Origin of the sequence: Streptomyces sp. NBC_00086, assembly GCF_026343255.1 — a bacterium.
Lineage (GTDB): Bacteria > Actinomycetota > Actinomycetes > Streptomycetales > Streptomycetaceae > Streptomyces.
In genome coordinates, this window is record NZ_JAPELZ010000001.1 from 7,369,018 (window position 1) to 7,394,774 (window position 25,757).

A 25,757-nucleotide genomic window follows, 5' to 3' on the forward strand; every position below is an offset into this window, starting at 1 on the left:
ACTCAAGCCGAGCCGAGAGGAGACCCGATGTCCGTGGTCCTCGGGTACGACGAGTCGCCCGGAGCCGAGCGCGCCCTGCGCGTGGCCCTGGAGGTGGCCGCAGCCTTCGGCGAGCCGCTCGTCCTCGTCTACGGGGCCGCCGCCCCGGGTCCCACCGGCGAGGAGTCCCGCGCGCACCGGGAGGCCGTACGGGAGGCCGGCCGCAGCGCGCTCGCCCGGGCGGTGGAAGCCGCCGACGAGGCGGGCGTGCCGTCCACGGTCGAGGTGGCCGACGCGAAACCGGCCCAGGCCCTGCTCGACGCCGCCGAACGGCACGACGCCCGGGTGATCATCGTGGGGAGCTGGGGCGACAGCCCGATCCGCGGCGCCCTGCTCGGATCCACCCCGCACAAGCTCCTGCACCTCTCCCCGGTCCCGGTCCTGTGCGTCCCGACGGAGCACGCTTCCGGAGACTGACCCGCCGCCCGGGTCCGTTGGTCTTCCCCTGGCCGAAGATCACCGCTCACACCTGTGCCAATGGCCCATCCAGGGCGGGCCGAGTTGAGCCATTGCCCCTGCGGATGGTTATCTGTGTCCTATCCATGTATCTACGGCGCCACGCAGCGCCGGACGGCAACGAGGCCGATCCGGACCGTGGCGCCTTCGCCGTGCCCGTATGCCGCCCACCACCCCCGGGCGGATGCGGGTCCGGCGTGCTCCATCGCAAGGGGGGCGGCACACCGCCGTGAAGAGGATGTTCGTGGCTCCGGATCCGGGGCGCGCAAGACTCAGGAACGCCACGCGGGCCGTCATCGGCGTCGCTCTCGCGGTGGCCGTGGCCGAGCTCTGCGGGCTCTCGCTCGTGGCATCGATCACCGGGGGACTGGCGGCCCTGCTCGCCCTCTTCACCGTGACCGACTCGACCGTGCGCGCCCAGCGGGTGACCACCGCCCTGCTGCCCGTCGCCGGCTTCCCCGTACTGGCCCTGGCCACCACCCTGCACGGCGTACCTCTGGCCCGCGACGCGGTGTTCGTCGCCGTGGTGTTCGCCGGCGTCTACGCCCGCCGGTGGGGGGTGCGCGGCCACGCCCTCGGGATCTTCGCGTTCATGAACTTCTTCGTCACGCAGTTCCTGCACGCCCGGCCCGGGCAGCTGCCGGAGCTCTACGCGGCCGTCGGCCTGGCCCTCCTGTCGGCCGGCGCCGTGCGGTTCGTACTGTGGCCGATCGAGCGCCGGGTCCCGCCCCCCGCCGTACCGCCCGCGCCGCCCGGGACCGGTCTGGCCCGGCCGACCACCCGCCAGGCCTTCCAGGCCACCGCCGCCTGCGCGGTCGCGCTGGGCATCGGCCAGGCCCTGTCCGAGGACCGCTGGTACTGGGCCGTCGGCACCGCCTGGTGGATCTTCGTCAACACCGCCTCGCGCGGCGAGACCCTGGTCCGCGGCTTCCGCCGGGTCCTCGGCACGGTGTTCGGCATCGGCGCGGGACTGCTGGTCGCCATCCCGCTGAACGGCGCACCGGCGCCCACGGCCGTCCTGGTGGCGGTCTGCGTCTTCGGGATCTTCTACACCGCAGCCGTGTCCTACAGCTGGATGATGCTGGCCGTGACGGTGATGGCGGGCCTGCTCTACGGGCTGCTGGGCGTACTCGACCCCGGGCTGCTCGTGCTGCGCCTGGAGCAGACGGCCGTCGGCGCGGTGTGCGCCGGGCTGGCCGTGATCCTGGTGCTCCCGGTGACCACCCACGCGACCAACGACATGTGGATCCAGCGCGCGCTGCGCTGCGTGCGCAGCTGCACGGCCGAGGCGGCGGCCCGGCTCGCCGGCTCTCCGGTGGCCGACCCCGCGCCGCACGCCGCCGAGCTGGAGCTGTTCCTGGGCCGGGTACGGCTCTCCCTGGCTCCGCTCGTCCACCCGCTGAGCCCCTACCGCGGCCGCAAGGCCAGGGCCCGCCGGGTGCTCGCGCTGCTCGACGAGTGCGCCGTGGAAGTGCGCGGGCTGGTCGCCGTGGCGGCGGACCCGGACGCGAGCCACGACGCCCGGCTCGCGGCGGCGTGCTGGCGCGTGGAGGCCGCCGTAGAGGCCCTGCTGACGCCGGAAGCGGAACGCGCCACTGAGGCGGAGCACCGGTCGGCGGCCGCGGCCCTGAACCAAGGGCGGGCCGCCTCGGAGCCCGCGCTGGCGCATCTGCACGGTCTGGAGCGGCTCCTCGCCCAGCTCGACGGACCCCTGCGCAGTGCGTCACGCCCCCCGCTGGTCGGCGCCTGAGCGCGGCGGCCCGGGCGCGTCCCGGCCGGCGTCGAGGACTCCGGCCCGGGCGAGCCTGAAGCCGAGTTCGGCCCTGCTGCGGCTGCCGAAGCGGGTCGCGGCGCGTTTGATGTGCGCGCCGATGGTGCGGGTGCTCAGGCCGAGCCGCTGGGAAATGGCCTCGTCCGTATGACCCCTCACCATGAGTTCCAAAATGGCCTGCTGGATTTCGCCGGTGAGCCGGGGAGGGCGTTGTCCCGTCGTGTCGAACTCGACGGGGACCGCCCGTTCCCACACGGCCTCGAAGGTCTTCGCGAGGTATTGGATCAGGCCGGGTTCGCGGATTTCCAGGGCGTACGCCTCCTTTCCGCTCTCGGTGAGCACCGCGATGAAGGCGGCCGACCGGTCGCACACGATCAGCCCCTCGAACCTCTCGCCCACCGTGCGCACCTCGGCGCCCTCCTGGGTGACCCGTTCCATGTGGGCGAGCGTCGGGCCGTGCGCGCGGACGGTGTGCCCGTAGACCGTGCGCTGGCGGACTCTGCGGCCGGGTGGGGAGAGATCGCGGGGCAGCGCGTCGGCGAGCGCGCCGGAGGGCCGGCCGCCCTCGGGGTGCGCACTGAGCAGTTCCTCCGAGCAGGCCTCCAAGGCGCCCTGGACGGCGGTGTCGATGACCTCGCGGCCGATCAGCGGCTGCACGTGGTCCTGGTGACGCCGGCGTTCGTTCCGGTAGACGGCGTCCATCGGGGAGAGGGAGGCGATCATGTCGTCGAGCGCGGCCCGCTGGTCCAGGATGGCCTGCTTGATCGGCCGCGCGAGGGTGATCGCGGCGACCGAGGGCGGTACCGGGAGGTGGTCGTCGGAGCCCTCCGACTTCCGTAGCAGTCCGAAAGTGATCAGGCATCCCGGAACGGCCCCCGATAAACCGCCCTCGCGCAATGCCCTTCGGTAACCGGCCGTGCAGTCCCCGCAGATCGACGTGCAGCCGTCAATGTCGGGATGTGCGGAGTTGGTGTTCATCTGGACCCCCTTCTTGTTCCGGCAATGCAAGATCAGGATGCCTCGGCCCGTTGGCCGCGGGGGAGGGGAACGGCAGGATCCTTCCTGCCTGATGATCGCGAAATGGCCCACATGACCGGTGGCGGGAGTGGCGACGGTGCAGCGAAACATTCATTCCGAGCGCAGGATTCCGCCGGCGGGGCTGACCGAGGCGCTGGACATGCTGGCCCGGGCGCGCAAGGCCGTGGACGACGCGTACGGATCCGACGAGCAACTCGCCCGCGTGGCATTGCACTTGATCGACTGCGCCGCCGACGCCTCGGCGCTGCTCTCCCGCGAAGGCGGCCTGGACGAGGCCCGCGAGGCGCTGGGCTGCGCCCGCTCCGCGGTGGTGGCCGCCACCGCCGCCGTGCGCGTGATCCACGACGAGACGCGCGTCTGAGCGGTCGGCCGGTCACCGGCCGACCGGTACCCGTCGGCCGGTCGGACAGCCGTCCGGCCGGGCGTTGTTGGGCCCTGTCGGAGCGCCGGTCTACCGAGCGCCCGAAGCTGCCGCGGATGGTACGTCCCCCCATGTCCCGTCCGCAGGCCGATCGATGAAGATCACACGGAGGAGTGTTCCGGGCGCGCCTTCCACACGCCGCTGACCTGCGACGTGTACAACGGGTGATTGTTCATTGCACATTCATCCGGCATGGCGCCGCTACCCGGCGCGCGGGGTGGACCTGGTCGGATCGGACAGGGGGTAACCGCCCGGAATGGAAATACTTCAAGAGTGCTCCAGCACCGCTCAGGTGTGGGAAGCGGCCGAGGAGTTCATCCGACTGTTCCACAGGGAGCAGGCCGGCAGTGCGGGCGCGGGTGATCCGCGCGAGCGGCTCGCCGCCGTACGGGCCGAGATCGCCGAGACGGGCACGTACCGGCACACTCCCGAGGAACTGGAGCACGGCGCCCGCGTCGCGTGGCGCAACAGCAACCGCTGCATAGGCAGGCTGTACTGGAACTCGCTGCGGGTCCGCGACCGCCGCGGGCTCACCGACGCCGACGGGATCGCGGAAGAGTGCTTCGAGCACCTGCGCGAGGCCACCAACGGCGGCCGGGTCCGGCCCACCATCACGGTCTTCGCCCCCGACGCCCCGGACCGTCCCGGCCCGGTCATCTGGAGCGAGCAACTGGTCCGGTACGCCGGCTACGGCGACCACCCCTCGATAACCGTCGGCGACGCCCGCAACGCCGAGCTCACGAGCGCGTTGCTCGCGCTGGGCTGGTCCCGCGGCCCCGGCACCCCCTTCGACCTCCTTCCGCTGGTCGTGCAGGGGGTCGACGACAAACCCCGCTGGTTCGACGTCCCCCCGGACGCGGTGCTGGAGGTGCCCATCGAGCACCCCGACGGAGCGGCCGGCGGTGACGGCTGGTCGGACTGGGGCCTGCGCTGGCACGCCGTACCCGCGATCTCCAACATGTGCCTGGAGATCGGCGGCATCCACTACCCGGCGGCGCCCTTCAACGGCTGGTACATGGGCACCGAGATCGGCGCCCGCAACCTCGCCGACACCGACCGCTACAACCTCCTGCCCGCGGTCGCCCGCCGCATGGGCCTCGACATCGCCAGCGACCGTTCCCTCTGGAAGGACCGCGCGCTCGTCGAGCTCAACCGGGCGGTGCTGCACTCCTTCGACCGGGCCAAGGTCACCATCGCCGACCACCACACGGAGTCCCGGCGCTTCCTGACGCACTTGGAGAAGGAGGAGCGCAAGGGCCGCGACGTGGGCGCGGACTGGTCCTGGATCGTGCCGCCCATCTCCGGCTCGGCTACCCCGGTCTTCCACCGCACGTACGAGGACCGGCCCAGCTCGACCGCCTACGTCCACCATTCCGGAGCCCAGGAACGGGCCCAGGGACGGGATTTGGTCTAGACCTTCTGTTACCGTCGCTCCGAACGGATCCGGAACGGCGGAGAGGGGCCTCCCGTGGGCGACGCGGACAGTGGTGTGGGCGGTACGGACCGTACGGCCGACGGCGGCGGACACCGGGCCTGGATCGGCTCGTTCACCTCGGGGGGCGGCCGCGGTGTCACCACCGCGGCCGTGGATCCGGCCACCGGAGCGCTGACCCCGCTCTCGGCCACGGACGCCGTCGCGGACCCCTCGTACCTGGCCCACGACCCCGCCAACGGCGTGCTCTACGCCGTGAGCGAGGCCGAACAGGGCGCCGTGGGCGCCTTCCGGACCAGCGCCGAGGGGCTCACCCCCCTCGGCGCGACCGTCCCCGTCGGCGGCTCCGGCCCCACCCACCTCAGCGTGGCCGGGCGCCGGCTGCTGACCGCCAACTACACCTCCGGCAGCGTCAGCAGCCTCCCGCTCGCCGCCGACGGCTCGATCGGGGGACCCGCCGCCGTACTGGCGCACCAGGGCTCCGGCCCCGACGCCGGGCGCCAGCGGGGACCGCACGCCCACCAAGTGCTGCCCGCCCCCGGCGGCGGCCGCTGGGTGCTCAGCGTCGATCTCGGCACCGATTCGGTACGGGTCTGCGCGCTCGACCCGGCCACCGGAGCCCCCGTCCTGCACGCCGAGACCGCGCTGCGCGCCGGGACCGGCCCCCGGCACCTCGCCTTCCACCCCTCCGGCGAGGTGGTCTACGTACTGCACGAGCTGGAGCCGCAGCTGACCGTCTGCCGCTGGAACGGGGAGTCGGGCGAGCTCCAACCGGTCGCCGAGGTTCCGGTCGCCTCCACGGGCGCTCCAGGGGCCCCTGCGGCCTACCCTTCGGCCGTGGTGGCCTCCGCCGACGGCCGTTTCGTCTGGGCGGCCGTCCGCGGAGCCGACACCATCGCCACCCTCTCCCTCGCCGGCGGCGCGGAGAAGCCGCTGCTCACGGGCACCGTGCCGTGCGGCGGCAGTTGGCCGCGCGATCTCGCGGCCGACCCGTCGGGGCGCCGGCTGTACGCGGCCAACGAGCGCTCCGGCGACGTCACCTGGTTCGACGTGGACCAGCTGACCGGCGAGCCGCGCCGGGCCGGCTCGGTGTCCGTGCCCGCCGCCACCTGCGTGGTCTTCGGCTGACGCCCCGGGCCGGTCGGCCGGTCAGCCGCGTTACGCAGGAGGGCCCGCGCCCCGGCTCGTTCGATTCGGAACGGTCCGGGGCGCGGGCCCTCGTACGCAACGGCATGAGCGGCGGGATCAGTGGGCGGCGGCGCCCTGGGTGATGCCGAGGGCGGCGGAGTACTGCGCGACGGCCAGCTTGCCGAGCGCCGGGTAGGCGCCGAGCACGTCGGCGGCGCTGCAGCCGGCCTCCTTGCAGGCGGTGTCGAGGAGTCCCTCGGCGGCCTCCGGGCCGATCAGGTACGGGGCCAGCGCGAGCTGCGTCGAACCCTCGCGGCGGAGCTGGTCGGCGACGGCGGCCACCGAACCTTCCTCGTCCAGCGCGGCGGCCATCACCGGCACGGCGAGGCGGGCGGCCAGCAGCATGCCGGTGATGCCCGCGGCCTGTACGGCCTCCTCGCCGCCGGTGGTGGCCAGGACGATGCCGTCGGCGGCCGTGGTCACGCTGAAGAGCCTGGCCCGGTCGGCGCGGGCGAGACCGGCCTCGGACAGCCGCACGTGCAGCGCCTCGGCGAGCAGCGGGTGCGGACCGAGCGGGTCGGCCAGCTCGGCGGCGGCCGAGGAGTCCATCAGGGCCTGGCGCATGCGGCGCAGCAGACCGCCGTCGGGGCCGGCCAGCAGCGGCACGACCACGGCGTCCGGGCCGGTCGGCGCGGGCACTTCCTGCCCGGCGGCGCGGGCGGCCTCAGCGCGCGCGGCGCGGTCGTGGGCGACGGCGTTCAGCACGCCCGACAGGGACGGGAACTCGGTGGCGTCGTCACCGTCGAGGAAACCGACGCGGGCGTCCAGCCCCGGCAGCTCGGAGCGGCCGATGCTGATGATCTCTTCCGCGAGCCCCCGCGAGGCGGCTGAAGGGGCACCGGGCACGGCGAGCACCAGCGCGGGCGCGCCCTCTGGCGCCACCGCGGGCTCGGGCCGGCGGTGCCGTCCGGTCTGGCGGGGTCGCGGCATTCGTACGGGCAGGCCATTTGCGGGCCCAGTGGGGGAGCTCATGGCGCCGCATGCTACTGGTTTATCGAAACCGGGTGTTCGGGCAGGGCCTTCTCCGGCGGCATCTGTCCGTATTTATCCGAGGAATGTCAGATACCGTTCAGACCTTCGGTCACCCCGGGTCGTTCGTCCTGCCGAACGACCTGGAATGGTAGTGGCGGTGTGCCCGTGTGCCGGGGCTCGCCCGTGTGCGGTGCTTCGGTGTGGGCCAGTAGAGTGACGCCCTGTGGCACCTCGACCGTTGAATGAACTCGTTGAAGCAGGCTGGGCGAAGGCACTGGAGCCCGTGGCCGGAGGCATCGCGGCCATGGGGGACTTCCTCCGGGCCGAGATCGCGGCCGGCCGGACCTACCTTCCGGCCGGGCCGAATGTTCTGAGGGCCTTCCAGCAGCCCTTCGACGAAGTCCGCGTGCTGATCGTGGGGCAGGATCCCTACCCCACGCCGGGGATGGCGATCGGGCTGAGTTTCGCCGTCGCCCCGGACGTGCGCCGGCTGCCGGGGAGTCTGGAGAACATCTACCGGGAGATGAACTCGGACCTCGGGCTGCCCAGGCCGTCCAACGGAGACCTCAGCCCGTGGACGAAGCAGGGCGTGCTGTTGCTCAACAAGGCCCTGACGACGGCGCCCGGCAAGCCGGCCGCACACCGTGACAAGGGGTGGGAGTCGGTGACCGAACAGGCGATCCGGGCACTCGCCGCGCGGGGCACGCCGCTGGTGTCCATCCTGTGGGGCCGCGACGCCCGCAACCTGCGTCCGCTGCTCGGGGACCTCCCGGCCATCGAGTCGGCGCATCCCTCTCCCATGTCGGCCGATCGCGGGTTCTTCGGTTCGCGCCCGTTCAGCCGGGCCAACGACTTGCTCGTACGCCAGGGAACGCAGCCGGTCGACTGGCGACTGCCGTAGAAAGGCCCTGACCGGCAGCGGGCGAGCGCGCTCCGGGGCCGGGGGCGATGACACCGCATTCCTGACGGGCGGAACTGCCGTTGGGCATCCGGCCGATCCTGAAGCCGTCGCCCGTCGAGTCGCTCTCCACATCCGCGCGAAGACCGCCGGAGCCGTTGACCGGGCGGCAGTGACCGCTGGTCCCGGCGGCCGGACGTCGAGGTTCAGGCTCGAACCGTCGAACGCGGCTGGGCGCAGCGGGGCCATGCGAACGTAAACATGCGGTGTGGATCAGTGCGCCACCCGTCACCGCGGCGCGTCCGCGCCCGTGCGGATCCGTTGGCTCTTGAGGCCGTTGCGAGGTCGTTCGGCCCCCCTGCGCATGTCGGAGCCTCCTGAGTGGGGTCGATGGAGGCTTGCCAGGCATGGCGTGTTTACGCAAACATACTCGCACCGGGATCTTCGCGTTCCGCGACAGCGCACCTCACCCCAGCACGGGAGCATCCGTCCATGCCTCTTCTCCAGACCGACGAGGGCGGCTTCACCCTCGATGGCGAACCGTTTCGGCTCCTGTCCGGCGGTCTCCACTACTTCCGCGTGCACCCCGACCAGTGGGCGGACCGACTGCGCAAGGCCCGGCTCATGGGGCTCAACACCGTCGAGACGTACGTCCCCTGGAACCTCCATCAGCCACGGCCGGACCGCTTCACGCTGGACGGCGGCCTCGACCTGCCCCGGTTCCTCGACCTCGCCGCGGCGGAGGGCCTGTACGTCCTGCTGCGCCCCGGCCCGTACATCTGCGCGGAATGGGAGGGCGGCGGCATCCCCTCCTGGCTGCTCGCGGAGCCGGACATGCGCCTGCGCTCCCGCGACCCCCGGTTCCTCGCCGCGGTCGACGACTACTTCGACCGGCTCCTCACCCCGCTCCGGCCGTACCTGGCCTCGCGGGGCGGCCCCGTGCTCGCCGTGCAGGTAGAGAACGAGTACGGGGCGTACGGCGACGACACCGCCTACCTGGAGCACCTGGCCGCAACCCTGCGCCGCAGTGGCGTCGACGTGCCCCTCTTCACCTGCGACCAGCCCGCCGACCTGGAGCGCGGAGCCCTCCCCGGCGTCCTCGCCACGGCGAACTTCGGAAGCCGCTCCGCCGAGCACTTGGCCGACCTCCGCGCCCGGCGTCCCGAAGGCCCGCTGATGACCACGGAGTTCTGGATCGGCTGGTTCGACCGCTGGGGCGGGCACCACGTGGTCCGCGACCCCGATCGGGCGGCCCGCGAACTCGATGAACTCCTCGCCACCGGTGCTTCGGTGAACTTCTACATGTTCCACGGCGGCACCAACTTCGGCTTCACCAACGGCGCCAACGACAAGCACACCTATCGGCCCACCGTCACCTCATACGACTACGACGCTCCGCTCGACGAGGCGGGCGACCCGACGCCGAAGTACGCCGCCTTCCGCGACGTGATAGCCAAGTACGCTCCCGTGCCCGACGGCCCCGTCCCGGTGCCCGGCCCCAAACTCGCCCCGAGAACCGTGGCCCTGACGCAGAACGCCGGCCTGCTGACGCACGCCGCGATGCTAGGGACCGCGGTCGAGGCGCGCCGTCCCCTCGGCATGGAGGAGCTGGGCCAGGACTTCGGCTTCGTCCTGTACGAGACCGCTCTGCCCCTCGCGGGCCCGGCGCTCCTGGAGGTCGAACGGGTCCGTGACCGGGCCCAGGTGTTCGTCGACGGGCAGCCCGTGGGCGTCCTGGAGCGGGAGAACCACGAGCACGCCCTCGCCTTCACGGTTCCCGGGGCCGGCAGCACGCTCACCGTCCTCGTCGAGAACCAGGGCCGCGTGAACTACGGCCAGGGCATCCACGACCGCAAGGGCCTCCTCGGGACCGTCCTCCTCGACGGCACGGAGCTCGCGGGCTGGACCAGCCGGCCGCTCCCGCTCACCGACCCGCAGGACCTGCCCTTCGCGCCCGCCGCGGCGACGCCCGTGGGACCGGTCTTCCACCGCGGCAGCTTCGAGGTGACCGACCCCGCCGACACCTTCCTGCACCTCGACGGCTGGACCAAGGGAAACGCCTGGGTCAACGGGTTCGCGCTCGGCCGTTACTGGTCCCGCGGCCCGCAGCGCTCCCTGTACGTGCCGGCGCCGGTCCTGCGTTCCGGGACGAACCAGGTCGTCGTTCTGGAGCTGCACGCGGCGCACCGCGCCCGTACGGTCCACTTCCGCGACGCGGCCGACCTCGGGCCCACCGAGGAGTAGCCGCGGCGGCACGGACGAGAGCCGGGCCCCGACCTCCCGGTCGGGGCCCGGCTCTTCGGGCTTCAGCTCAGCTGCTGTGCGGCGCCGCCGTCGCACGTCCGCTGGACCGCGGCCGCGCCGTCCGCCGTGGAAGCGGCGCTCACCGTAAGACACTTGGCGCTGTGCCGGGCCGTCAGGGTGAGGTGGCCGTCACCGGTGGCCCGTACGGCCCACTCCTGGTTGCGGCCTCCGTTGCAGGAGTACTGGAAGACCTCGGCGCCGTCGGCCGTGGACTGCCCGCTCACGTCGAGGCACTTGCCACTGTGCCGGGCGACGACGTTCACGTAGCCGCCGCCGGTGGAGCGGAGCGACCACTGCTGGTTGGACCCGGTGGCGCAGCCGTACTGGACGACGGCCGCCCCGTCGTTCGTGCCGGCGCCGCTGACGTCGAGACATTTGGAGCTGTGCCGGAAGGACAGGGTCTGCCAGGCGTCCGGTGCGGCGGAGGCCAGGGCCCAGGACTGGTTGGCGCCGGTCGTCGGCTGGTGGACCCCGACGGGGGCCCCGTCGGCGGTCGACTCGCCCGTGACGTCCAGGAGCCGCCCACTGGCCACGTTGATCAAGGTGCTGTGGCCGTCGCCCGTGGTCGAGCGGATCCACTGCTGAGCGGTGGACGATCCGGGTGACGCGAAGGTGAGGGTGCCGTTGGAGACGGAGAGCGCTTTGCCGGTCTTGGCGTTGGTGATCCGATGGGCGGCGGTGCTTCCCCAGTCGGTGGCGGACAGCTTGGTGAAGGTCCACTGCTGTGCGCTGTCCGCCGGGGCCGGGGTGCGCTGCACGACCGTGCTCTTGCCGCCCACCGTGGCGACGGCGAGCGCCTTGCCGCTGTGGTCGTTGAGCAGCCGGCGCGGTGTCGCGGTGGGCCCGGTGGTCGCCGACGCGTTCACGCCGGTGACGGTGGGCAGCACGAACGTGGTGACGGAACCGGGGCCGACGGTGGCCTTGAGCGTCCGGCCGCTCACCGCCGCGTCGGCGTCACGCTGCAGGTTCCTGGTCGCGTCGGTGGTCCACCGCTCGACGGGGCCGGCCGCGGCCGTCTGGAAGCCGTCGAGGTTCAGGGTGACCTCGCGCTCGTCGCCCGTCGGGTTGGTGTGGACGACGACCACGCCGTTCCCGCCCGGCCGCACCGCGGCCAGTGTCTGAGGGTCGTCGGTGTTGACGATGCGCGCGCCCGGGCGGACGAAGCGGCTGTAGTTCGCCATCGCCCAGTACTTCTTGTTCTTGCGCAGGGGTTCGGTCGCCGCGTCCTCGGGGGTGAAGTCGGTCTGTATCAGACCCCAGTTGGAGTTCTCGCGGCCGGGCGCCATGTTCTCGTAGTCCTCGACGGCCTGCCAGAGCACCCACGCGCTCGGCTCCAGCTCACGGATGTCGTCGTTGATGCGCTGGGCCAGGTCGAGCGCGGGGCTCATGGAGGTGAAGCTCTGGGGGACGCTGCCGCCGAGGTCCACCTCGGACATCCACAGGGGTGTGGTCTCACCCTTGGCGATGTCCCGGACGCCGGTGCGGCCGTTCGTTCCGTACGTGTGCGTGTTGAGCCGGCCCACCGCGTCCCGGACGGCGGGAGCGTACGACTCCCAGTTGGACCGGAACTTCCCCGGGTTCGTCTCGTCCATCCCGGCGATCGGGGTCGTCACGCCCTTCGCGTCGAGCGCGGCGCGCAGCGTCGTGATCATGCGGGCCTGGGAGGCGGGGTCCCAGTGCGAGCCCTCCTGGCGCCCGCCCGCGTGCCAGTAGTCGGTGTCCGGCTCGTTGACCGGCGAGAGGGAGTCGAAGGTGACACCGGTGGCGGACTGGGCCCGCTGGAGCGCGCCGGTGAGGTAGGCGGCGAACCGGTCGTACTGATCCGAGCGGAGGTTGTCCCGCCAGCCGTCGACCGCGCCCGAGGCCAGCCCGCTGTTGGTCATGAAGTACGGGGCCGAGTTGGAGAAGGCCTCGAAGGTGCCGGCTCCGCGCGCCTTGGCCGCCGTGAGCCACCAGCGCTGGTTCGCGTCGGCGCCGGCGTTCCAGTGGTCGGCGCGGTTCGGGTCCCACCAGTCGGGGGCCTCCGGGCCGGGCCGGTTCCAGTAGCCGGGGACGGCCGCGCCGGCCCGCATGTAGGGGGCGGTCTCGGGGCTGTCGCCGCCGCCGATGTTGTAGCGGGCGATCGTGAAGCCGAGGCCGTCGGCGCCGTAGAGGGCGTCCGCGAGCGCGTCGCGCTGGGCGGCAGGCCATCCTCCGGTGACGTGGGCGAACCAGGCGAGCGCGGTGCCCCATCCCTGGAAGGCCGGATGCTGGTAACCGGGGTCGAGCCGTACGGTCAGTGCCGCGGCGGGGGTCTCCGCGGCGTTCGCCGGCGCTGAGCCGGGCCCCACCGCACTGACGGCCGTGGCGGCGAGGGCCGTGGCGGCGCCGAGGGCGGCCAGGCGTGCGGTGAGCCGGGGCCGGCGGCGGGGTGTCGCCGTTCGATGGCGGGTGGGGATCACGACCTGCTCCTTCGAGGGGAGTGGGGGATGGGGGACCGGGGGAGGGGGCGGGCGGCGGGCGGGTCCGGTGCTCGCCGCCACGCTTCCTCGCGGGCGGTGGTCGGGAGGTGCGCGTGGGTGACGCGGGGCGGCAGGGAACGCCGGCCGCCCCGCGCCGGTCGCGCGGCGGGCGCGGCGGTCAGACCGCCGAGCGCCGCCACTTCTGGTTGTCGCCCGTGTTGCAGGTCCACTGCGCGAGGGCGGCTCCGTCGGCGGTCGACCAGTTCGATACGTCGAGGCACTTGCCGCTGTGCCGGGCGAGGAGCTCGACGTAGCCGGCGAGGTCCGTCGTCCGGACCTTCCACTGCTGGGAGGCCGAGCCGTTGCAGGTGTTCTGTACGGCGGGCGCGCCGTCCGCCGTCGATGCCCCGGCGACATCGAGGCACTTGCCGCTGTGCCGGGCCATGATCTGGACGTATCCGGTGCCCAGCTTCTTGATCCAGAAGTGCTGGTTCACACCGCTCCCGCACCCCCACTGGACCAGCGGGACCCCGTCCGCCGAGTCGAAGTTCGCCACGTCGGCACACTTGCCGCTGATGCGCGAAGTCAGGGACTCCCACGGCACGTTCATCCCGCTCACGGTCCCCGCCGCCGTGTCGATGGTGACTTGGGGGGAGTAAGCCATGGTCATGGTGGTGCTGGTGGGGAAGGTGAGCGGCAGCCACACGTACTGGGAGTCGTTGACCGTCCCGCCCATGGAATTGCCCCAGCGGTCTCCCATGTAGAGGTAGCCGGTGCCCTTCGTGCCCTGGACCGGAAGGACGTAGGCGGTCTGGCTGCGGAAGGTCGTTCCGTCCCCGACGTCCTTCAGGTCGCTCCACGAGCCGTTGATGCTGGTGGCGGTGGCGTACTTCTGCTGGTTGGGGGACCATCCGGTGGCGCCGGAGGTCAGGAGGAAGTACACGTCCCCGCGCTTGAACATGGCCGGCGCCTCACGCCAGTTGCCCGGCCACAGCCGCTGGACCTGTGACTCCACGGCCGTGTAGTCCGAGGTCAGCCGGTAGACGTGCAGGTCGGCGTTCTCGTTGGCGGCGGAGATCATGTACCCCGTGCCGTCGGTGTCGACGAAGGTGGTGATGTCCCGGGACATGTGGCCCAGGGGGCGGAAGCTGCCGCGCCAGGTGTAGTCGCCGTCCACCGAGGACGAGACGGCGACGGCTGCGCGAGCCTCACCGTAGTCCGAGCCGTTCTCCTTGTGCATCCACATGACGAACTGCTGGGTGGCGCTGTTGTACACGACCTTGGGGCGCTCGATGTTGGCCCAGTCGAGCTCCGGATCGGAGGCTTCGGTCAGGACGTGGTTGCGGAACTCCCAGGTCTTCAGGTCGGTGGAGCGGTAGGCGGAGACGTAGCGGAAGGTGTTGTCGGTGTTCCGGTCCTCGCCGAACCAGTAGTAGTACTGGCCGACTTTGAGCACGCCGCCGCCATGGGCGTGCACGGGGTTGCCGGCCGGATCGGTGAACTGGGTTCCGTTGGCGAGGGTCACCGGGGCGGCGTGGGCGGTGCCCGCGGCGGTGACCAGGGACAGGAGGAGGGCGCACAGGAGTGCCGCCGTCCTGGAGATCTTGAGTCGCATGGCGCGATACCTCGTGATGTTGCGTCGGACCGGGCGCTCCGCGCGGACAGCGCGGCGGACGACCGCGCCCGGGTGTCCGGAGAGGTGGGGCGCCTGGAGAGGACCGGTCGTTCAGACGGTGTGGAGCACCGCGATCTCCGTAATGTTTTCGTAAACACGGTGTAGCCGGAAGTTTCGGAGGAGCCCGGGAGCCTGTCAAGGATTCGGACGAAAGAGGCCGGGGTTTTGACCCGGGGACCCTGTTTGCGTCAACATGACTTGAAGGGGTGCATCAGCGTGCGCCTGCGAGGCCTCGCGGAGGAGACGGTCGAACGTGGCGGACAAGGCAACGAGAACGCCCCGCTCGCGCCCGCCCCGCAAGTGGCCCTCCATGGCGGAGGTCGCGGCGCGAGCCGGAGTCTCCTCGCAGACGGTCTCGCGCGTGGCCAACAACCACGACAACGTCGACGAGGCCACGCGGGCGAAGGTGCTGGCCGCGATGCAGGAGCTCGGCTACCGCCCCAACGCGGCGGCGCGCGCGCTGGTCACCGGCAAGTTCGGCGCGATCGGCGTGGTCAGCTTCGACGTGGGTGCGCACGGCAACGCCCGCACGCTCGGCGCCATCGCGGACGCGGCGCGGGAGGCGGGCTTCTCGGTCAACTTCATGGGCATCCGGGCGCAGACCGAGGCCGCCGTGCGGCAGGCCTTCCGGCACCTCATGCTGCAGTCGGTCGACGGCATCGTGCTGGTCGAGTCGCAGATGCTCGACACGCCGTCGCTGCACCTGCCTCCCACGATGCCGGTGGTGGTCGCGGACGGCGACACGGGGCACGAGTACCCGAACGTCGACTTCGACCAGGCCCGTGGCACCCAGAGCGTGGTCGGTCACCTGCTGGAGCTCGGGCACCGGACCGTCTACCACGTCAGCGGCCCGAGGGACTCCTTCGCCGCCCGGCGCCGCGCGGAAGCGTGGGAGCGCACGCTCGTCGCGGCCGGCGCCCCGGTACGGCCGACGCTGTACGGGGACTGGACGGCCGAGTCGGGTTACCTGGCGGGGCGGACGCTCGTGCAGATCCCCGACGCCACGGCGGTGTTCGCGGCGAACGACCAGATGGCCCTGGGCGTCCTGCGCGCCATGCATGAAGCCGGGCGGTCCGTGCCGGGCGACATCAGCGTGGCGGGCTTCGACGACGTTCCCGAAGCCCCCTTCTTCGAGCCGCCGCTCACCACGGTGCACCAGGACTTCGACGTGGTGGGGCGCCACTGCGTGACCCTGCTGCTGGAGCAGATCGAACGCCGCGGCAACGGGCCCCGGCGCCTCGCGGTGGAACCCACCCTCGTGGTGCGGGCCAGCACGGCGCCGCCGCCCGCCTGACCGATTCCGTCACTTTCAGAGACGACCTGGCCGCCGCGTCCTCATCGCGTGCGGCCGTCGGCGCGTGCCCACGGGACGGGGCGGTGTGCGCTCCCTCGCGCCGCTGAGCCGAGCTCCTCTCCTCCGCCTCCTCCGCCCCCTCCGGCTCCCGGGGTGAGGGCGCAGAGGTGTCGGTCGATCCCCCCTTCCGTTCCCACCTGCACCTTTCCCTCACCGCCCGTGCGAGGGCGGTGAGTCCGTGCGGCCGCCGCGACCCGATGGGTCCGCGAGCCGCCGGCATTCATCACCTGAATTCCGCCTCTTCGCTACCTCTTTGTGCTTGACGCCCATCTGGGGGTGGTGCAGCATCAAGCCATCGCGATGATTACGTAAACATCGACTCATCGGCCCAGACCTCCTCCAGCCTTCCGGCCCGGAGGTTCTGCTTCCCCGCTCCGTTCCCGACCGGTCGGTCACCGACGCAAGGAACCACCATGACGCTCCTGTCGACGTCAGCACAGGCGGCCCCGCCGCCCCGCCGCCGAGCGCGCTCCCGCCTCCGCACGGAGGCATGGGCCGGATGGGGGTTCGCCGGCCCGTTCGTCGCGGTCTTCGGCCTGGTGTTCCTCGCGCCGATCGGATACGCCCTGTACCTGAGCCTCTTCAAGGACCGGCTCATCGGCGGAACCTCCTTCGTCGGACTCGACAACTACGGCGAGGCCCTCACCGACCCGCGCTTCTGGGACGGACTGGCCCGGGTGGGCCTGTTCCTCCTGGTCCAGGTGCCGGTCATGCTCGGCATCGCCCTGCTCGTCGCCCTCGCGATCGACAGCGGCCGGCTCTACGGCAAGAGCTTCTTCCGCGTGGCGGTCTTCCTGCCGTACGCGGTCCCCGCTGTCGTCGCCAGCCTCATCTGGGGCTTCATCTACGGCACGCGCTTCGGCCTCGTCGGCAACATCAACGACGCGTTCGGGGTCACACTGCCCGACCCGCTCTCTCCCTCACTGGTCCTCGCGTCCATCGGCAACATCGTGACCTGGGAGTTCGTCGGCTACAACATGCTGATCTTCTACTCGGCCCTCAAGGTCGTGCCCCGCTCGCTCTACGAGGCCGCGGCGATCGACGGAGCGGGGGAGTGGCGCATCGTGACCTCGGTCAAACTGCCGGCGATCCGCAGCGCGCTCGTCATCGCCACGATCTTCTCGATCATCGGCAGCTTCCAGCTGTTCAACGAACCGAGCATCCTCCAGAAGCTCGCCCCCAACGCGATCACCAGCGACTTCACCCCGAACCTCTACACCTACTCGCTGTCCTTCGCGGGCCAGCAGCACAACTACGCGGCGACCGTGGCGATCGTGATGGGTGTGATCACCGCGATCATCGCCTACACGGTCCAACTGCGCGGCATGCGGAAGGGCTGAGCCGATGACCACCTCCCTCGCGACGACGGCGTCCACTACGAGCCCCGCCCCGGCGGCAGCCCCGGCAGTCCCGGCCGCACCGGCGGCCGGGCGCCGCAAGCGCCGCCCGCACACCCCGCTCAACCCCCGGCCCAGCATCCCGCTGACCGTCGTCACCGGCCTGGTCCTCGTCTACACCCTGCTTCCCCTCGCGTGGCTCCTCGTCAACGCCACCAAGGACCAGAACGGACTGCTCGACTCCTTCGGCCTCTGGTTCGCCGAAGACACGCACTTCTGGGACAACATCACCCGCACCCTCACGTACGACGACGGCGTCTTCGTCCGCTGGCTGCTCAACACCCTGCTGTACGTCGCCGCCGGCGCGGGCGGCGCCACGGTCCTCGCCGTACTCGGCGGGTACGCCCTCGCCAAGTACGAGTTCCCCGGCCGCCGGGCCGTCTTCGCGGTGGTCCTCGGGGCCGTGGCCGTGCCCGGTACCGCGCTCGCGGTCCCCACCTTCCTGATGTTCAGCAACATGGGCTTGACCAACACTCCCTGGGCGGTGATCATCCCGTCCCTGATCTCGCCCTTCGGGCTCTACCTGATGTGGGTCTTCGCCGCCGAGGCGGTCCCCACCGAGCTTCTGGAGGCCGCGCGCATCGACGGCGCGGGCGAGCTGCGCACCTTCTTCACGATCGCGCTGCCGCTGCTCATGCCGGGCACCGTCACGGTGCTGCTGTTCTCGATGGTCGCGACCTGGAACAACTACTTCCTGCCGCTGATCATGATCAAGGACCCCGACTGGTACCCGCTGACGCTCGGCCTCAACGCCTGGAACGCCCAAGCCCAGACGGCCGGCGGCGAGGCCGTCTTCGACCTCATCATCACCGGCTCCCTGCTGACGATCGTCCCGATCGTCGCGGTCTTCCTGCTGCTCCAGCGGTTCTGGCAGTCCGGCCTGGCCGCCGGCAGCGTCAAGGAATGACTGCCCCACCCCGGCCTCCCTCCCGTCACGGCTCTCCGCCCCTCCGCACGCCCTCCCGCACCACCGACCAGGAGCACACCCCATGAGAACTCGTACCGCCCGCAGACTCCTCGGCGCGCTCGCCGTCGTCTCCGCACTCGCCCTCACCGCCACGGCCTGCGGCTCCGACGCCTCGGACGGTGCCGGCGGCGGCCCCAAGGACATCGAGGCCGCACTGGAGAAGGGGGGCAAGGTGACGGTGTGGGCCTGGGAACCCACGCTCAAGAAGGTCGCGGAGGACTTCGAGAAGAAGTACCCCAAGGTCGATGTCGAGCTGGTCAACGCCGGGACCGGCGACAAGCAGTACACCGCCCTGCAGAACGCGATAGCGGCCGGCTCCGGCGCTCCCGACGTGGCGCAGGTCGAGTACTACGCCCTCGGCCAGTTCGCCATCGGCGAGTCGGTCGAGGACCTGTCCTCCTACGGAGCCCAGAAGTACGGCACGAGCTTCACCCTCGGCCCGTGGAACGCGGTCACCGACGGCAAGGCCATCCACGCCCTGCCCATGGACTCCGGTCCGATGGCGTTCTTCTACAACAAGCAGGTCTTTGACAAGCACGGCATCAACGTGCCGACCACCTGGGACGAGTACGTGGAGGCGGCCCGCGCGCTCCACAAGGCCGACCCCAAGATCTTCATCACGAACGACACGGGCGACGCCGGTGCCACCACCAGCCTCATCTGGCAGGCCGGTGGCCGCCCGTACAAGACGAACGGCACGGCCGTCACCGTGAACTTCGGCGACGAGGGAACCAAGACGTTCACCGCCACCTGGCAGAAGCTCCTCGACGAGAAGCTGGTCGCGCCGATCAGCTCCTGGAGCGACGCCTGGTACAAGGGCCTGGCCGACGGCTCCATCGCCACCCTCTCCATCGGCGCCTGGATGCCGGCCAACCTCACGTCCGGCGTCGCCTCCGCCTCCGGCGACTGGCGGGTCGCCCCGCTGCCGCAGTGGACGAAGGGCGCCAAGGTGAGCGCGGAGAACGGCGGCAGCTCGCTCGCCGTTCCGAAGGCCTCCAAGAACAAGGAACTCGCCTACGCCTTCACGGAGTTCGTGACCACGGGCGCCGGAGCGAGCGCCCGCGTCGCCGAGGGGGCCTTCCCGGCCACCAGTGCCGACCTGGAGTCGCCGGCGTTCCTCGACGCCCCGTTCCCGTACTTCGGCGGCCAGAAGGCCAACCAGATCTTCGCCGAGTCCGCCCGTAACGTCGGCGTCGACTGGAACTACCTGCCCTACCAGGTGTACGCGAACTCGGTCTTCAACGACACCGCCGGAAAGGCCTACGTCTCCCCGACCAAGCTCTCCGACGGCCTGAAGGCCTGGCAGGACGCGAGCGTCAAGTACGGCAAGGACCAGGGCTTCACGGTCAACCAGTAGGTGCGTCCACGGCTCCGGTCTCCCCGCGGGGGCGGCCGGAGCCTCTTGGGTGCAAGTGATGGTGTTTTTTGTTTGATTCTGAGTGATTGTGATGCCCGGATGGGGTGCCCCGCGCCTCCCGTCGCGTCCCTCTCTTCTCCCTCCTCCCTCTCGGACCGGCCCCCGCACGCCCCCGGGCGCGGCGGCTGCCGCACGCATCAAGGAGCCCCCCGATGTTCCGATCCGCCCCCCGCCGCGCGGCTGCCGCCACCGGTCTTCTCGTCACGCTCGGACTGAGCGCGGCCTGCTCGTCCGGCCAGACGGAGAGCTCCACCGGAGACCAGGTCGCCAAGGTCGACGGCAAGATCTCGATCACGTACCTCCAGAAGCAGGGCGACCAGGAGTACTTCATCGGCGAGGCCGCCGGTGCGAAGGCGAAGGCCGCGGAGCTCGGCATCGACCTCAAGGTCGTCAACCTGGGCAACGACGCCAACAAGACCGTCAGCGAAGTGCAGGCGGCGATCGCCCAGAAGACGAACGGCGTCATCATCGTCGTGCCGGACCCGGCGGTCGGTCCGCAGGTCATCGAGACCGCCAGGGACGGGAAGGTCGCGCTCCTGACCTCCGACGACCAGATCTGTACCACCGGCCCGGACCCGGCCGCCTGTGCCAAGAGCGACCTGGTCCCCCGGATCGGGTTCAGCGGCGCCCAGATGGGCGAGGAGGTCGGCAAGCGCGCCGCCGCCGAGTTCAAGAAGGCCGGCTGGACGGCCGCCGACACCCGGGTCGCCGCGGCCTGGAAGCAGGACGTGACCGTCTGCGGTGACCGGGTCGCGGCCGCGAAGAAGGCATTCGATGCGGCCGTTCCCGGCGTCAAGTCCATCGACGTCCCCACCGACAACACGCCCACCGGCGCCCAGGACAAGATGGCCGCCACGGTCACCGCCAACGCGGGCGTCAAGCACTGGGTGGTCTGGGGCTGCAACGACGAGAACGTGATGGGCGGTGTCACCGCGCTCGCCAACGCCGGAGTCGGCCCCGACCACGTCGTCGGAGTGGGCCTGGGCGCCTACCTGGCCTGCAAGGAGTGGCAGTCGGACAAGCCGTCCGGAATGAAGGCCGCGCTGTTCATCAACGGCAAGGACGTCGGCGCCCTGGCCGTCCAGACCATGTACGACAAGCTCAAGAACGGCAAGGACTTCCCCGCCGAGGCCTTCGCCCCGACCACCATGGTCGACCAGAGCTCGTGGAAGAGCGCCGGACTCGCCTGCGGCTGAGTGCCCCCGCTCCCCGACGCGTCGGACATCCACCCCCGCAGTGGCCCCGACGCGTCGGGGCCACCCCCACCACGCCTGCACCCTGCCTTCGAGGTGAACCGAGACATGAGCCCATCGCATCAACCGGCCCCCGCCACGGGATCCCAAGACGGCCCGCCACCCGCGGGATCCCCCTCCTCGTCCGTCGGGGTGTCCGGAATCGTCAAACGCTTCGGCGAGGTGCGGGCGCTCGGCGGCGTCACGCTCGACTTCCCCGCCGGACAGATCACCGCTCTGATGGGCGAGAACGGTGCGGGCAAGTCCACGCTGCTGAAGATCCTCACCGGCGACCACCAGCCCACCGAGGGTCAGGTGGTCGTCGACGCGGAGCCCGTCGTGCTCGACTCCCCGGCCCGCGCACGCGCCGCCGGCATCAGGATCATCCCCCAGGAACCCGAGATCGTCCCGCACGTCTCCGTCGCGGAGAACGTCTACGCCGGGTCCCTGCCCCGCAAGCGGGGGCGCCTCCTGGACCGGGCGGAGCTCAACCGTCGGATCAGGGCCGACCTCGACCGGCTGGGCTTCGCGCACGTGCTCGACCCGGACCTGATCGGATCCCAACTCACTGCGGCCCAGCGGCAGCTGGTGGAGATCATGCGCGCGCTGACCGGTGACACCACCGCCCGGCTGATCGCGTTCGACGAGCCCACCTCCTCCCTGTCGGAGCACGAGGTCGACGCACTGTTCGCGCTCATCCGGCGGTTGCGCGACGAGGGCATCGCGATCGTGTACGTATCGCACCGCATGCAGGAGATCTTCCAGCTCGCCGACCGCATCGCGGTCCTTCGCGACGGCAGCCTCGTCGATGTCCGGGACGCCCGCACCACGGACGAGGGCGAGCTCGTCCGCCTGATGGTGGGCCGCGATCTGTCCGCCATGTTCGTACGGCAGCGGGTGGCCACGGACCGGCTCGTCCTCGACGTCCGGAACCTGACGACCGACGACGTGACCGGCATTTCGCTGCGCGTGCACGCCGGTGAAGTCGTCGGCCTGGCCGGCCTGATCGGAGCCGGCCGCTCCGAACTCGCCCTGGCGCTCGCGGGCGACAGGCCCGTCCGCGCCGGTACCGCCACGCTGGACGGGGTGACCCTGCGCAGCGGCCGGCCGGGGGACGTCATCCGCGCCGGACTCGGTCTCGCACCCGAGGAACGCAAGGCGCAGGCGCTGTTCCTCCAGCAGTCCGTCAAGGACAACGCCTCCCTCGTCGTACTGGACCGGCTGAGGCGCCTGCGGTTCGTACGGCGGACGGCCGAACGCCGGCTCGCCCAGGAGTACTCCGACCGGCTCAGGGTGCGCACCCCATCGATCGACCACGAGGTGCGCAAGCTGTCGGGCGGCAATCAGCAGAAGGTCGTGCTGGCCCGGTGGCTGGCCCGCAAACCGAAGGTGCTGATCCTCGACGAGCCGACTCGCGGCATCGACGTCGGCGCGAAGGCGGAGATCTACCAGATCATCGCCGACCTCGCCGCCGAGGGCGTCGCGGTGCTGGTCATCTCCTCCGAACTCCCCGAACTCCTCGGCCTCGCCGACCGGATCGTCGTCATGCAGGGCGGCCGGATCACCGGCGAGCTCGACCGCAGCGAAGCCACCGAAGCAGCCATCCTCGAACTCGCCATGGCCGACGACATCGTCGGCGCCGGCGCCGGAGCATCATCATGACCCTCACCAGCACTCCCGTCCCGGCTGCGAAGAGCCCCCGGGGCCGCGACGGCCGCGCTTCGCGCAGGCCCGGGCTCCTGGCCGGCGTCGACGGCCAAAACATCAGCCTCATCGGCGCACTCGTCGTCGTCCTGGCCCTGTTCGGCCTCCTCAACGACAACTACCTGAGCCTGTCCAACATGCAGGTGATCGCCGAAGCGGCGACCATCACCGGGCTGCTCGCCGTCGTGCAGACCGTGGTCATCATCTGCGGCGGACTCGACATCTCCGTCGGCTCGCAGGTCGGCGTCGCGTCCGTCGTCAGCGCCATGGTCTTCACCGCGACGGGTTCGGGCGCTCTGCTCGCCATGGCCGCCGCGGTCGGCGTCGGCGTTCTCGTCGGTGCGCTGAACGGCCTGGTCATCGTCTACGGACGGGTCAACCCCACCATCGCCACGCTCGCCGGCCTCGCCGCCTACAAGGGCCTCGCCCAGCTGCTGTCCGACGGCCGCGCCCAGGGCTACGTCCTGGGTGACGACGTCTTCGTCTTCCTGGGGCGCGGCAAGATCGCCGGAGTTCCGGCCATGGTCTGGATCCTGATCGTCGTGGCCGCGTCCGTGCACCTGCTGCTCAAGTACACCGACATCGGGCGCAACCTGTACGCGATCGGCGGCAATGACACCGCCGCACGACTGGCCGGCATCAGCATCAACAAGTACCTGATCTGCGTCTACGCCCTGATCGGCGTGGTGGCCGCGGTGGCCGGCATCCTGCTGACGGCTCGTACGGGCTCCGGGCAGCCGGTCTCCGGCAGCGAAGGCCTCGAACTGAAGGCCATCACCGCCGCGGCGCTCGGCGGCGCCGCCCTCAAGGGCGGCAAGGGCGGCATCGGCGGCACGCTCCTCGCGGTGGCCCTGCTCGGCTGCCTGGAGAACGGGCTGACCGTCGAGGGCATCAACACCTTCTGGCAGAACGTCGCCCAGGGCGCACTGCTGGTCATCGCGGTCGTCATCCAGCAGCGCCGCAGCGGCGAACGCGCGGTCGGTCTTCCCCACTGAAAAGTCCTCTCCCCGGAGTCCGGCGCCGCTCACAGCGGCGCCGGACTCCCGCCGTTGCGGCGGGAGTCCGGCGCGATCTGTCGGGTCAGCGCGGTCCGGCTACCACTCGGCCTGGGAGCCGTCGTCGCGGCGCCAGACCGGGTTGCGCCAGCGGTGGCCTTGCTCGGCGGCGCGCTCGACTGCCTTCTCGTCGATCTCGATGCCCAGGCCGGGGGCCGTCGGGAGGCCGACGTGGCCGTCCTCGTAGCGGAAGACCGACGGGTCGACGAGGTAGTCGAGGAGGTCGGAGCCGTCGTTGTAGTGGATGCCGAGGCTCTGCTCCTGGATCAGGAGGTTGGGCGTCGCGAAGCCGACCTGGAGGCAGGCGGCCAGCGCGATCGGTCCGAGCGGGCAGTGCGGGGCCAGCGAGACGTCGTACGCCTCCGCCATCGCCGCGATGCGCCGGACCTCGGAGATGCCGCCGGCGTGGGACAGGTCGGGCTGGGCGACGGCCACGCCCGCCGCGAGCACGTTCTTGAAGTCCCAGCGCGAGTAGAGGCGTTCCCCCGTGGCGATCGGGATGCTGGTGGACCGTACGACCTCGCCGATGCGGTCGCTCAGCTCCGGCACCACCGGCTCCTCGACGAAGAGGGGGAGGAACTCCTCCAGCAGGGGCAGGACGCGACGCGCCATGGGGAGCGTGAGCCGGCCGTGGAAGTCGACGGCTATGTCGAAGCCGTTGCCGACCTCGGCGCGGACGCTCGCCACCCGGTCGGCGATGCCGTGCACGGCTTCCGGGGTGTCGATCAGGCGCAGTTGCGCCGACGCGTTCATCTTGATCGCGGTGAAGCCCGCGTCCCGGCGGGCCGCCGCCTCCTCGGCCACGTCGGTCGGACGATCGCCGCCGATCCAGCTGTAGACCCGGACGCGATCGCGGACGTTGCCCCCGAGCAGCTGCCACACCGGGACGCCCATCGCCTTGCCGGCGATGTCCCACAGGGCCTGGTCGATGCCCGCCACCGCGCTGGAGAGCACGGGACCGCCCCGGTAGAAGCCCCCCTTGGTGAGGACCTGCCAGTGGTCCTCGATGCGCAGCGGGTCCCTGCCGATCAGGTAGTCGGAGAGTTCTTCGACGGCGGCGGCGACGGTGTGCGCCCGGCCTTCGACGACGGGTTCGCCCCAGCCGGTGATGCCCTCGTCGGTGTCGATGCGCAGGAAGCACCAGCGCGGGGCCACCAGGTACGTACGCAGGGAGGTGATCTTCACTTGGACTCCTTCTTGACGGCCCAGCCGCCGTCCACGGTCAGGCTCGTTCCGGTGATGTACGAGGCCTCGTCGGAGGCCAGGAAGGCGACCGCGGCGGCCACCTCTTCGGGGCGGCCGAGCCGGGCGAGGACGGTGGCCCGGGCCGACAGTTCGCGGCCGTCCTCCGCGACGCCGTCCCAGGTCTCGGTGAGGATCGGCCCCGGCAGCACGGAGTTGAAGCGCACGTCGGGGCCGTACTCGACGGCGAGCTGGCGCACGAGCGCGCACATCCCGCCCTTGGCCGCCGCGTACGCCGGATAGCCCGGCAGGCCGAACAGCGCGTGCACGCTGGACGTGGCGACGAAGGAGCCCCGGGTGGCGCGCAGGTCGCCGAGGAACGTGCGGACCGCGAAGTAGACCGCCGTGAGGTTGACGGACATCTCGCGGTTCCAGTCGGCGGGGGTGAGGTCGTGGACCGGGGCGTCGCGGTGCGCGAAGGCGTTGCTGTGGATGACGTCCGCGGGTCCGAAGAGCTCGTGCGTCCGCTCGCGGAGGGCGGTCCACTGCTGTTCGTCGGAGACGTCGCAGGGGACGAACGCGGCACGGCCGCCGCGCTCGCGGATCGTCTCCGCGAGGGTCTCGCCCGCCTGTACGGCGATGTCGGCGAGGACGACGGCCGCGCCTTCGGAGGCGAGGCGGGAGGCGACGGCGGCGCCGATGCCGGAGGAAGCGCCGGTGACGACGGCGGTCCTCCCGTGGAAACGGTTCATGATGTGGTTCCTGTGTGGTGGAAGGGGGAGGGGAGTCCGTACGGGCGAGCCGGCCCGGGTCG

General features: G+C 71.4%; 20 protein-coding genes. 14 read left to right on the forward strand and 6 right to left on the reverse strand.

The genetic code is table 11. The features are described 5' to 3' along the window. The first annotated feature begins 27 nt into the window (after window positions 1-27). Window positions 28-456: a universal stress protein gene (locus tag OG276_RS33405; RefSeq protein WP_266911114.1), complete on the forward strand. Its 429-nt coding sequence runs from the start codon at window positions 28-30 to the stop codon at window positions 454-456. Window positions 457-733: 277 nt separating this feature from the next. Beyond that, window positions 734-2,245 (forward strand): FUSC family protein, encoded by a 1,512-nt coding sequence (locus tag OG276_RS33410; RefSeq protein ID WP_266913338.1) that lies wholly within the window; start codon window positions 734-736, stop codon window positions 2,243-2,245. Here OG276_RS33410 and OG276_RS33415 read toward each other — a convergent pair. Continuing rightward, complete coding sequence (locus OG276_RS33415; protein WP_266911116.1) at window positions 2,219-3,244, reverse strand: helix-turn-helix transcriptional regulator; 1,026 nt, start codon at window positions 3,242-3,244, stop codon at window positions 2,219-2,221. The genes OG276_RS33410 and OG276_RS33415 overlap by 27 nt on opposite strands. A gap of 136 nt (window positions 3,245-3,380) precedes the next feature. Between OG276_RS33415 and OG276_RS33420 the strand changes: the two genes are divergently transcribed. The 3 genes from OG276_RS33420 to OG276_RS33430 all read left to right on the forward strand — a co-directional run bounded on the left by OG276_RS33420 (window position 3,381) and on the right by OG276_RS33430 (window position 6,285). After that, window positions 3,381-3,665: a hypothetical protein gene (locus OG276_RS33420; protein WP_266911118.1), complete on the forward strand. Its 285-nt coding sequence runs from the start codon at window positions 3,381-3,383 to the stop codon at window positions 3,663-3,665. A 316-nt stretch (window positions 3,666-3,981) separates the two neighbouring features. Next, on the forward strand, window positions 3,982-5,139 hold the full coding sequence (locus OG276_RS33425; protein ID WP_266911120.1) for a nitric oxide synthase oxygenase: 1,158 nt from the start codon (window positions 3,982-3,984) through the stop codon (window positions 5,137-5,139). A 54-nt stretch (window positions 5,140-5,193) separates the two neighbouring features. After that, complete coding sequence (locus OG276_RS33430) at window positions 5,194-6,285, forward strand: lactonase family protein (RefSeq protein WP_266911122.1); 1,092 nt, start codon at window positions 5,194-5,196, stop codon at window positions 6,283-6,285. Between the two features lie 117 nt (window positions 6,286-6,402). Here the strand turns inward: OG276_RS33430 and OG276_RS33435 are convergent, their stop codons facing one another. Continuing rightward, on the reverse strand, window positions 6,403-7,317 hold the full coding sequence (locus OG276_RS33435; protein ID WP_266911124.1) for a sirohydrochlorin chelatase: 915 nt from the start codon (window positions 7,315-7,317) through the stop codon (window positions 6,403-6,405). Between the two features lie 223 nt (window positions 7,318-7,540). Between OG276_RS33435 and OG276_RS33440 the strand changes: the two genes are divergently transcribed. Further along, a complete protein-coding gene (locus tag OG276_RS33440) occupies window positions 7,541-8,218 on the forward strand; it encodes a uracil-DNA glycosylase (RefSeq protein WP_266911126.1) in 678 nt (225 codons plus the stop codon). Between the two features lie 489 nt (window positions 8,219-8,707). After that, window positions 8,708-10,459: a beta-galactosidase family protein gene (locus OG276_RS33445; protein ID WP_266911128.1), complete on the forward strand. Its 1,752-nt coding sequence runs from the start codon at window positions 8,708-8,710 to the stop codon at window positions 10,457-10,459. 62 nt (window positions 10,460-10,521) lie between these two features. Here the strand turns inward: OG276_RS33445 and OG276_RS33450 are convergent, their stop codons facing one another. Next, complete coding sequence (locus tag OG276_RS33450; protein WP_266911130.1) at window positions 10,522-12,960, reverse strand: RICIN domain-containing protein; 2,439 nt, start codon at window positions 12,958-12,960, stop codon at window positions 10,522-10,524. Between the two features lie 178 nt (window positions 12,961-13,138). Continuing rightward, a complete protein-coding gene (locus OG276_RS33455; protein WP_266911132.1) occupies window positions 13,139-14,575 on the reverse strand; it encodes an RICIN domain-containing protein in 1,437 nt (478 codons plus the stop codon). 370 nt (window positions 14,576-14,945) lie between these two features. On the opposite strand from OG276_RS33455, the gene OG276_RS33460 reads away from it, so the two are divergent. The 7 genes from OG276_RS33460 (at window position 14,946) to OG276_RS33490 (ending at window position 23,701) form a co-directional block, all read left to right on the forward strand. After that, window positions 14,946-15,929 carry a LacI family DNA-binding transcriptional regulator gene (locus OG276_RS33460; RefSeq protein WP_266913340.1) on the forward strand — a complete coding sequence of 328 codons (984 nt, stop codon included), beginning with the start codon at window positions 14,946-14,948 and terminating at the stop codon, window positions 15,927-15,929. Window positions 15,930-16,402: 473 nt separating this feature from the next. Then, on the forward strand, window positions 16,403-17,329 hold the full coding sequence (locus OG276_RS33465) for a carbohydrate ABC transporter permease (protein ID WP_266911134.1): 927 nt from the start codon (window positions 16,403-16,405) through the stop codon (window positions 17,327-17,329). 4 nt (window positions 17,330-17,333) lie between these two features. Further along, entirely contained in the window at window positions 17,334-18,293 is a 960-nt protein-coding gene (locus OG276_RS33470) for a carbohydrate ABC transporter permease (protein ID WP_266911136.1), read from the forward strand. A gap of 82 nt (window positions 18,294-18,375) precedes the next feature. Beyond that, the gene (locus OG276_RS33475) at window positions 18,376-19,710 is read left to right on the forward strand and encodes an ABC transporter substrate-binding protein (protein ID WP_266911138.1); all 1,335 of its coding nucleotides are present in this window, start codon (window positions 18,376-18,378) and stop codon (window positions 19,708-19,710) included. 212 nt (window positions 19,711-19,922) lie between these two features. Beyond that, window positions 19,923-20,966: a substrate-binding domain-containing protein gene (locus tag OG276_RS33480; protein ID WP_266911140.1), complete on the forward strand. Its 1,044-nt coding sequence runs from the start codon at window positions 19,923-19,925 to the stop codon at window positions 20,964-20,966. Window positions 20,967-21,155: 189 nt separating this feature from the next. Next, window positions 21,156-22,664, forward strand: a complete 1,509-nt coding sequence (locus OG276_RS33485; RefSeq protein ID WP_266911142.1) for a sugar ABC transporter ATP-binding protein — start codon at window positions 21,156-21,158, stop codon at window positions 22,662-22,664. Beyond that, complete coding sequence (locus OG276_RS33490; protein ID WP_266911144.1) at window positions 22,661-23,701, forward strand: ABC transporter permease; 1,041 nt, start codon at window positions 22,661-22,663, stop codon at window positions 23,699-23,701. The genes OG276_RS33485 and OG276_RS33490 overlap by 4 nt, the downstream gene beginning before the upstream one ends. A 99-nt stretch (window positions 23,702-23,800) precedes the next feature. Here OG276_RS33490 and dgoD read toward each other — a convergent pair whose 3' ends face one another. Then, window positions 23,801-24,946, reverse strand: a complete 1,146-nt coding sequence (gene dgoD / locus OG276_RS33495) for a galactonate dehydratase (RefSeq protein WP_266911146.1) — start codon at window positions 24,944-24,946, stop codon at window positions 23,801-23,803. Then, window positions 24,943-25,695, reverse strand: a complete 753-nt coding sequence (locus OG276_RS33500) for an SDR family NAD(P)-dependent oxidoreductase (RefSeq protein ID WP_266911148.1) — start codon at window positions 25,693-25,695, stop codon at window positions 24,943-24,945. Before OG276_RS33500 ends, dgoD begins: the two co-directional genes overlap by 4 nt. Window positions 25,696-25,757: the final 62 nt, after the last annotated feature.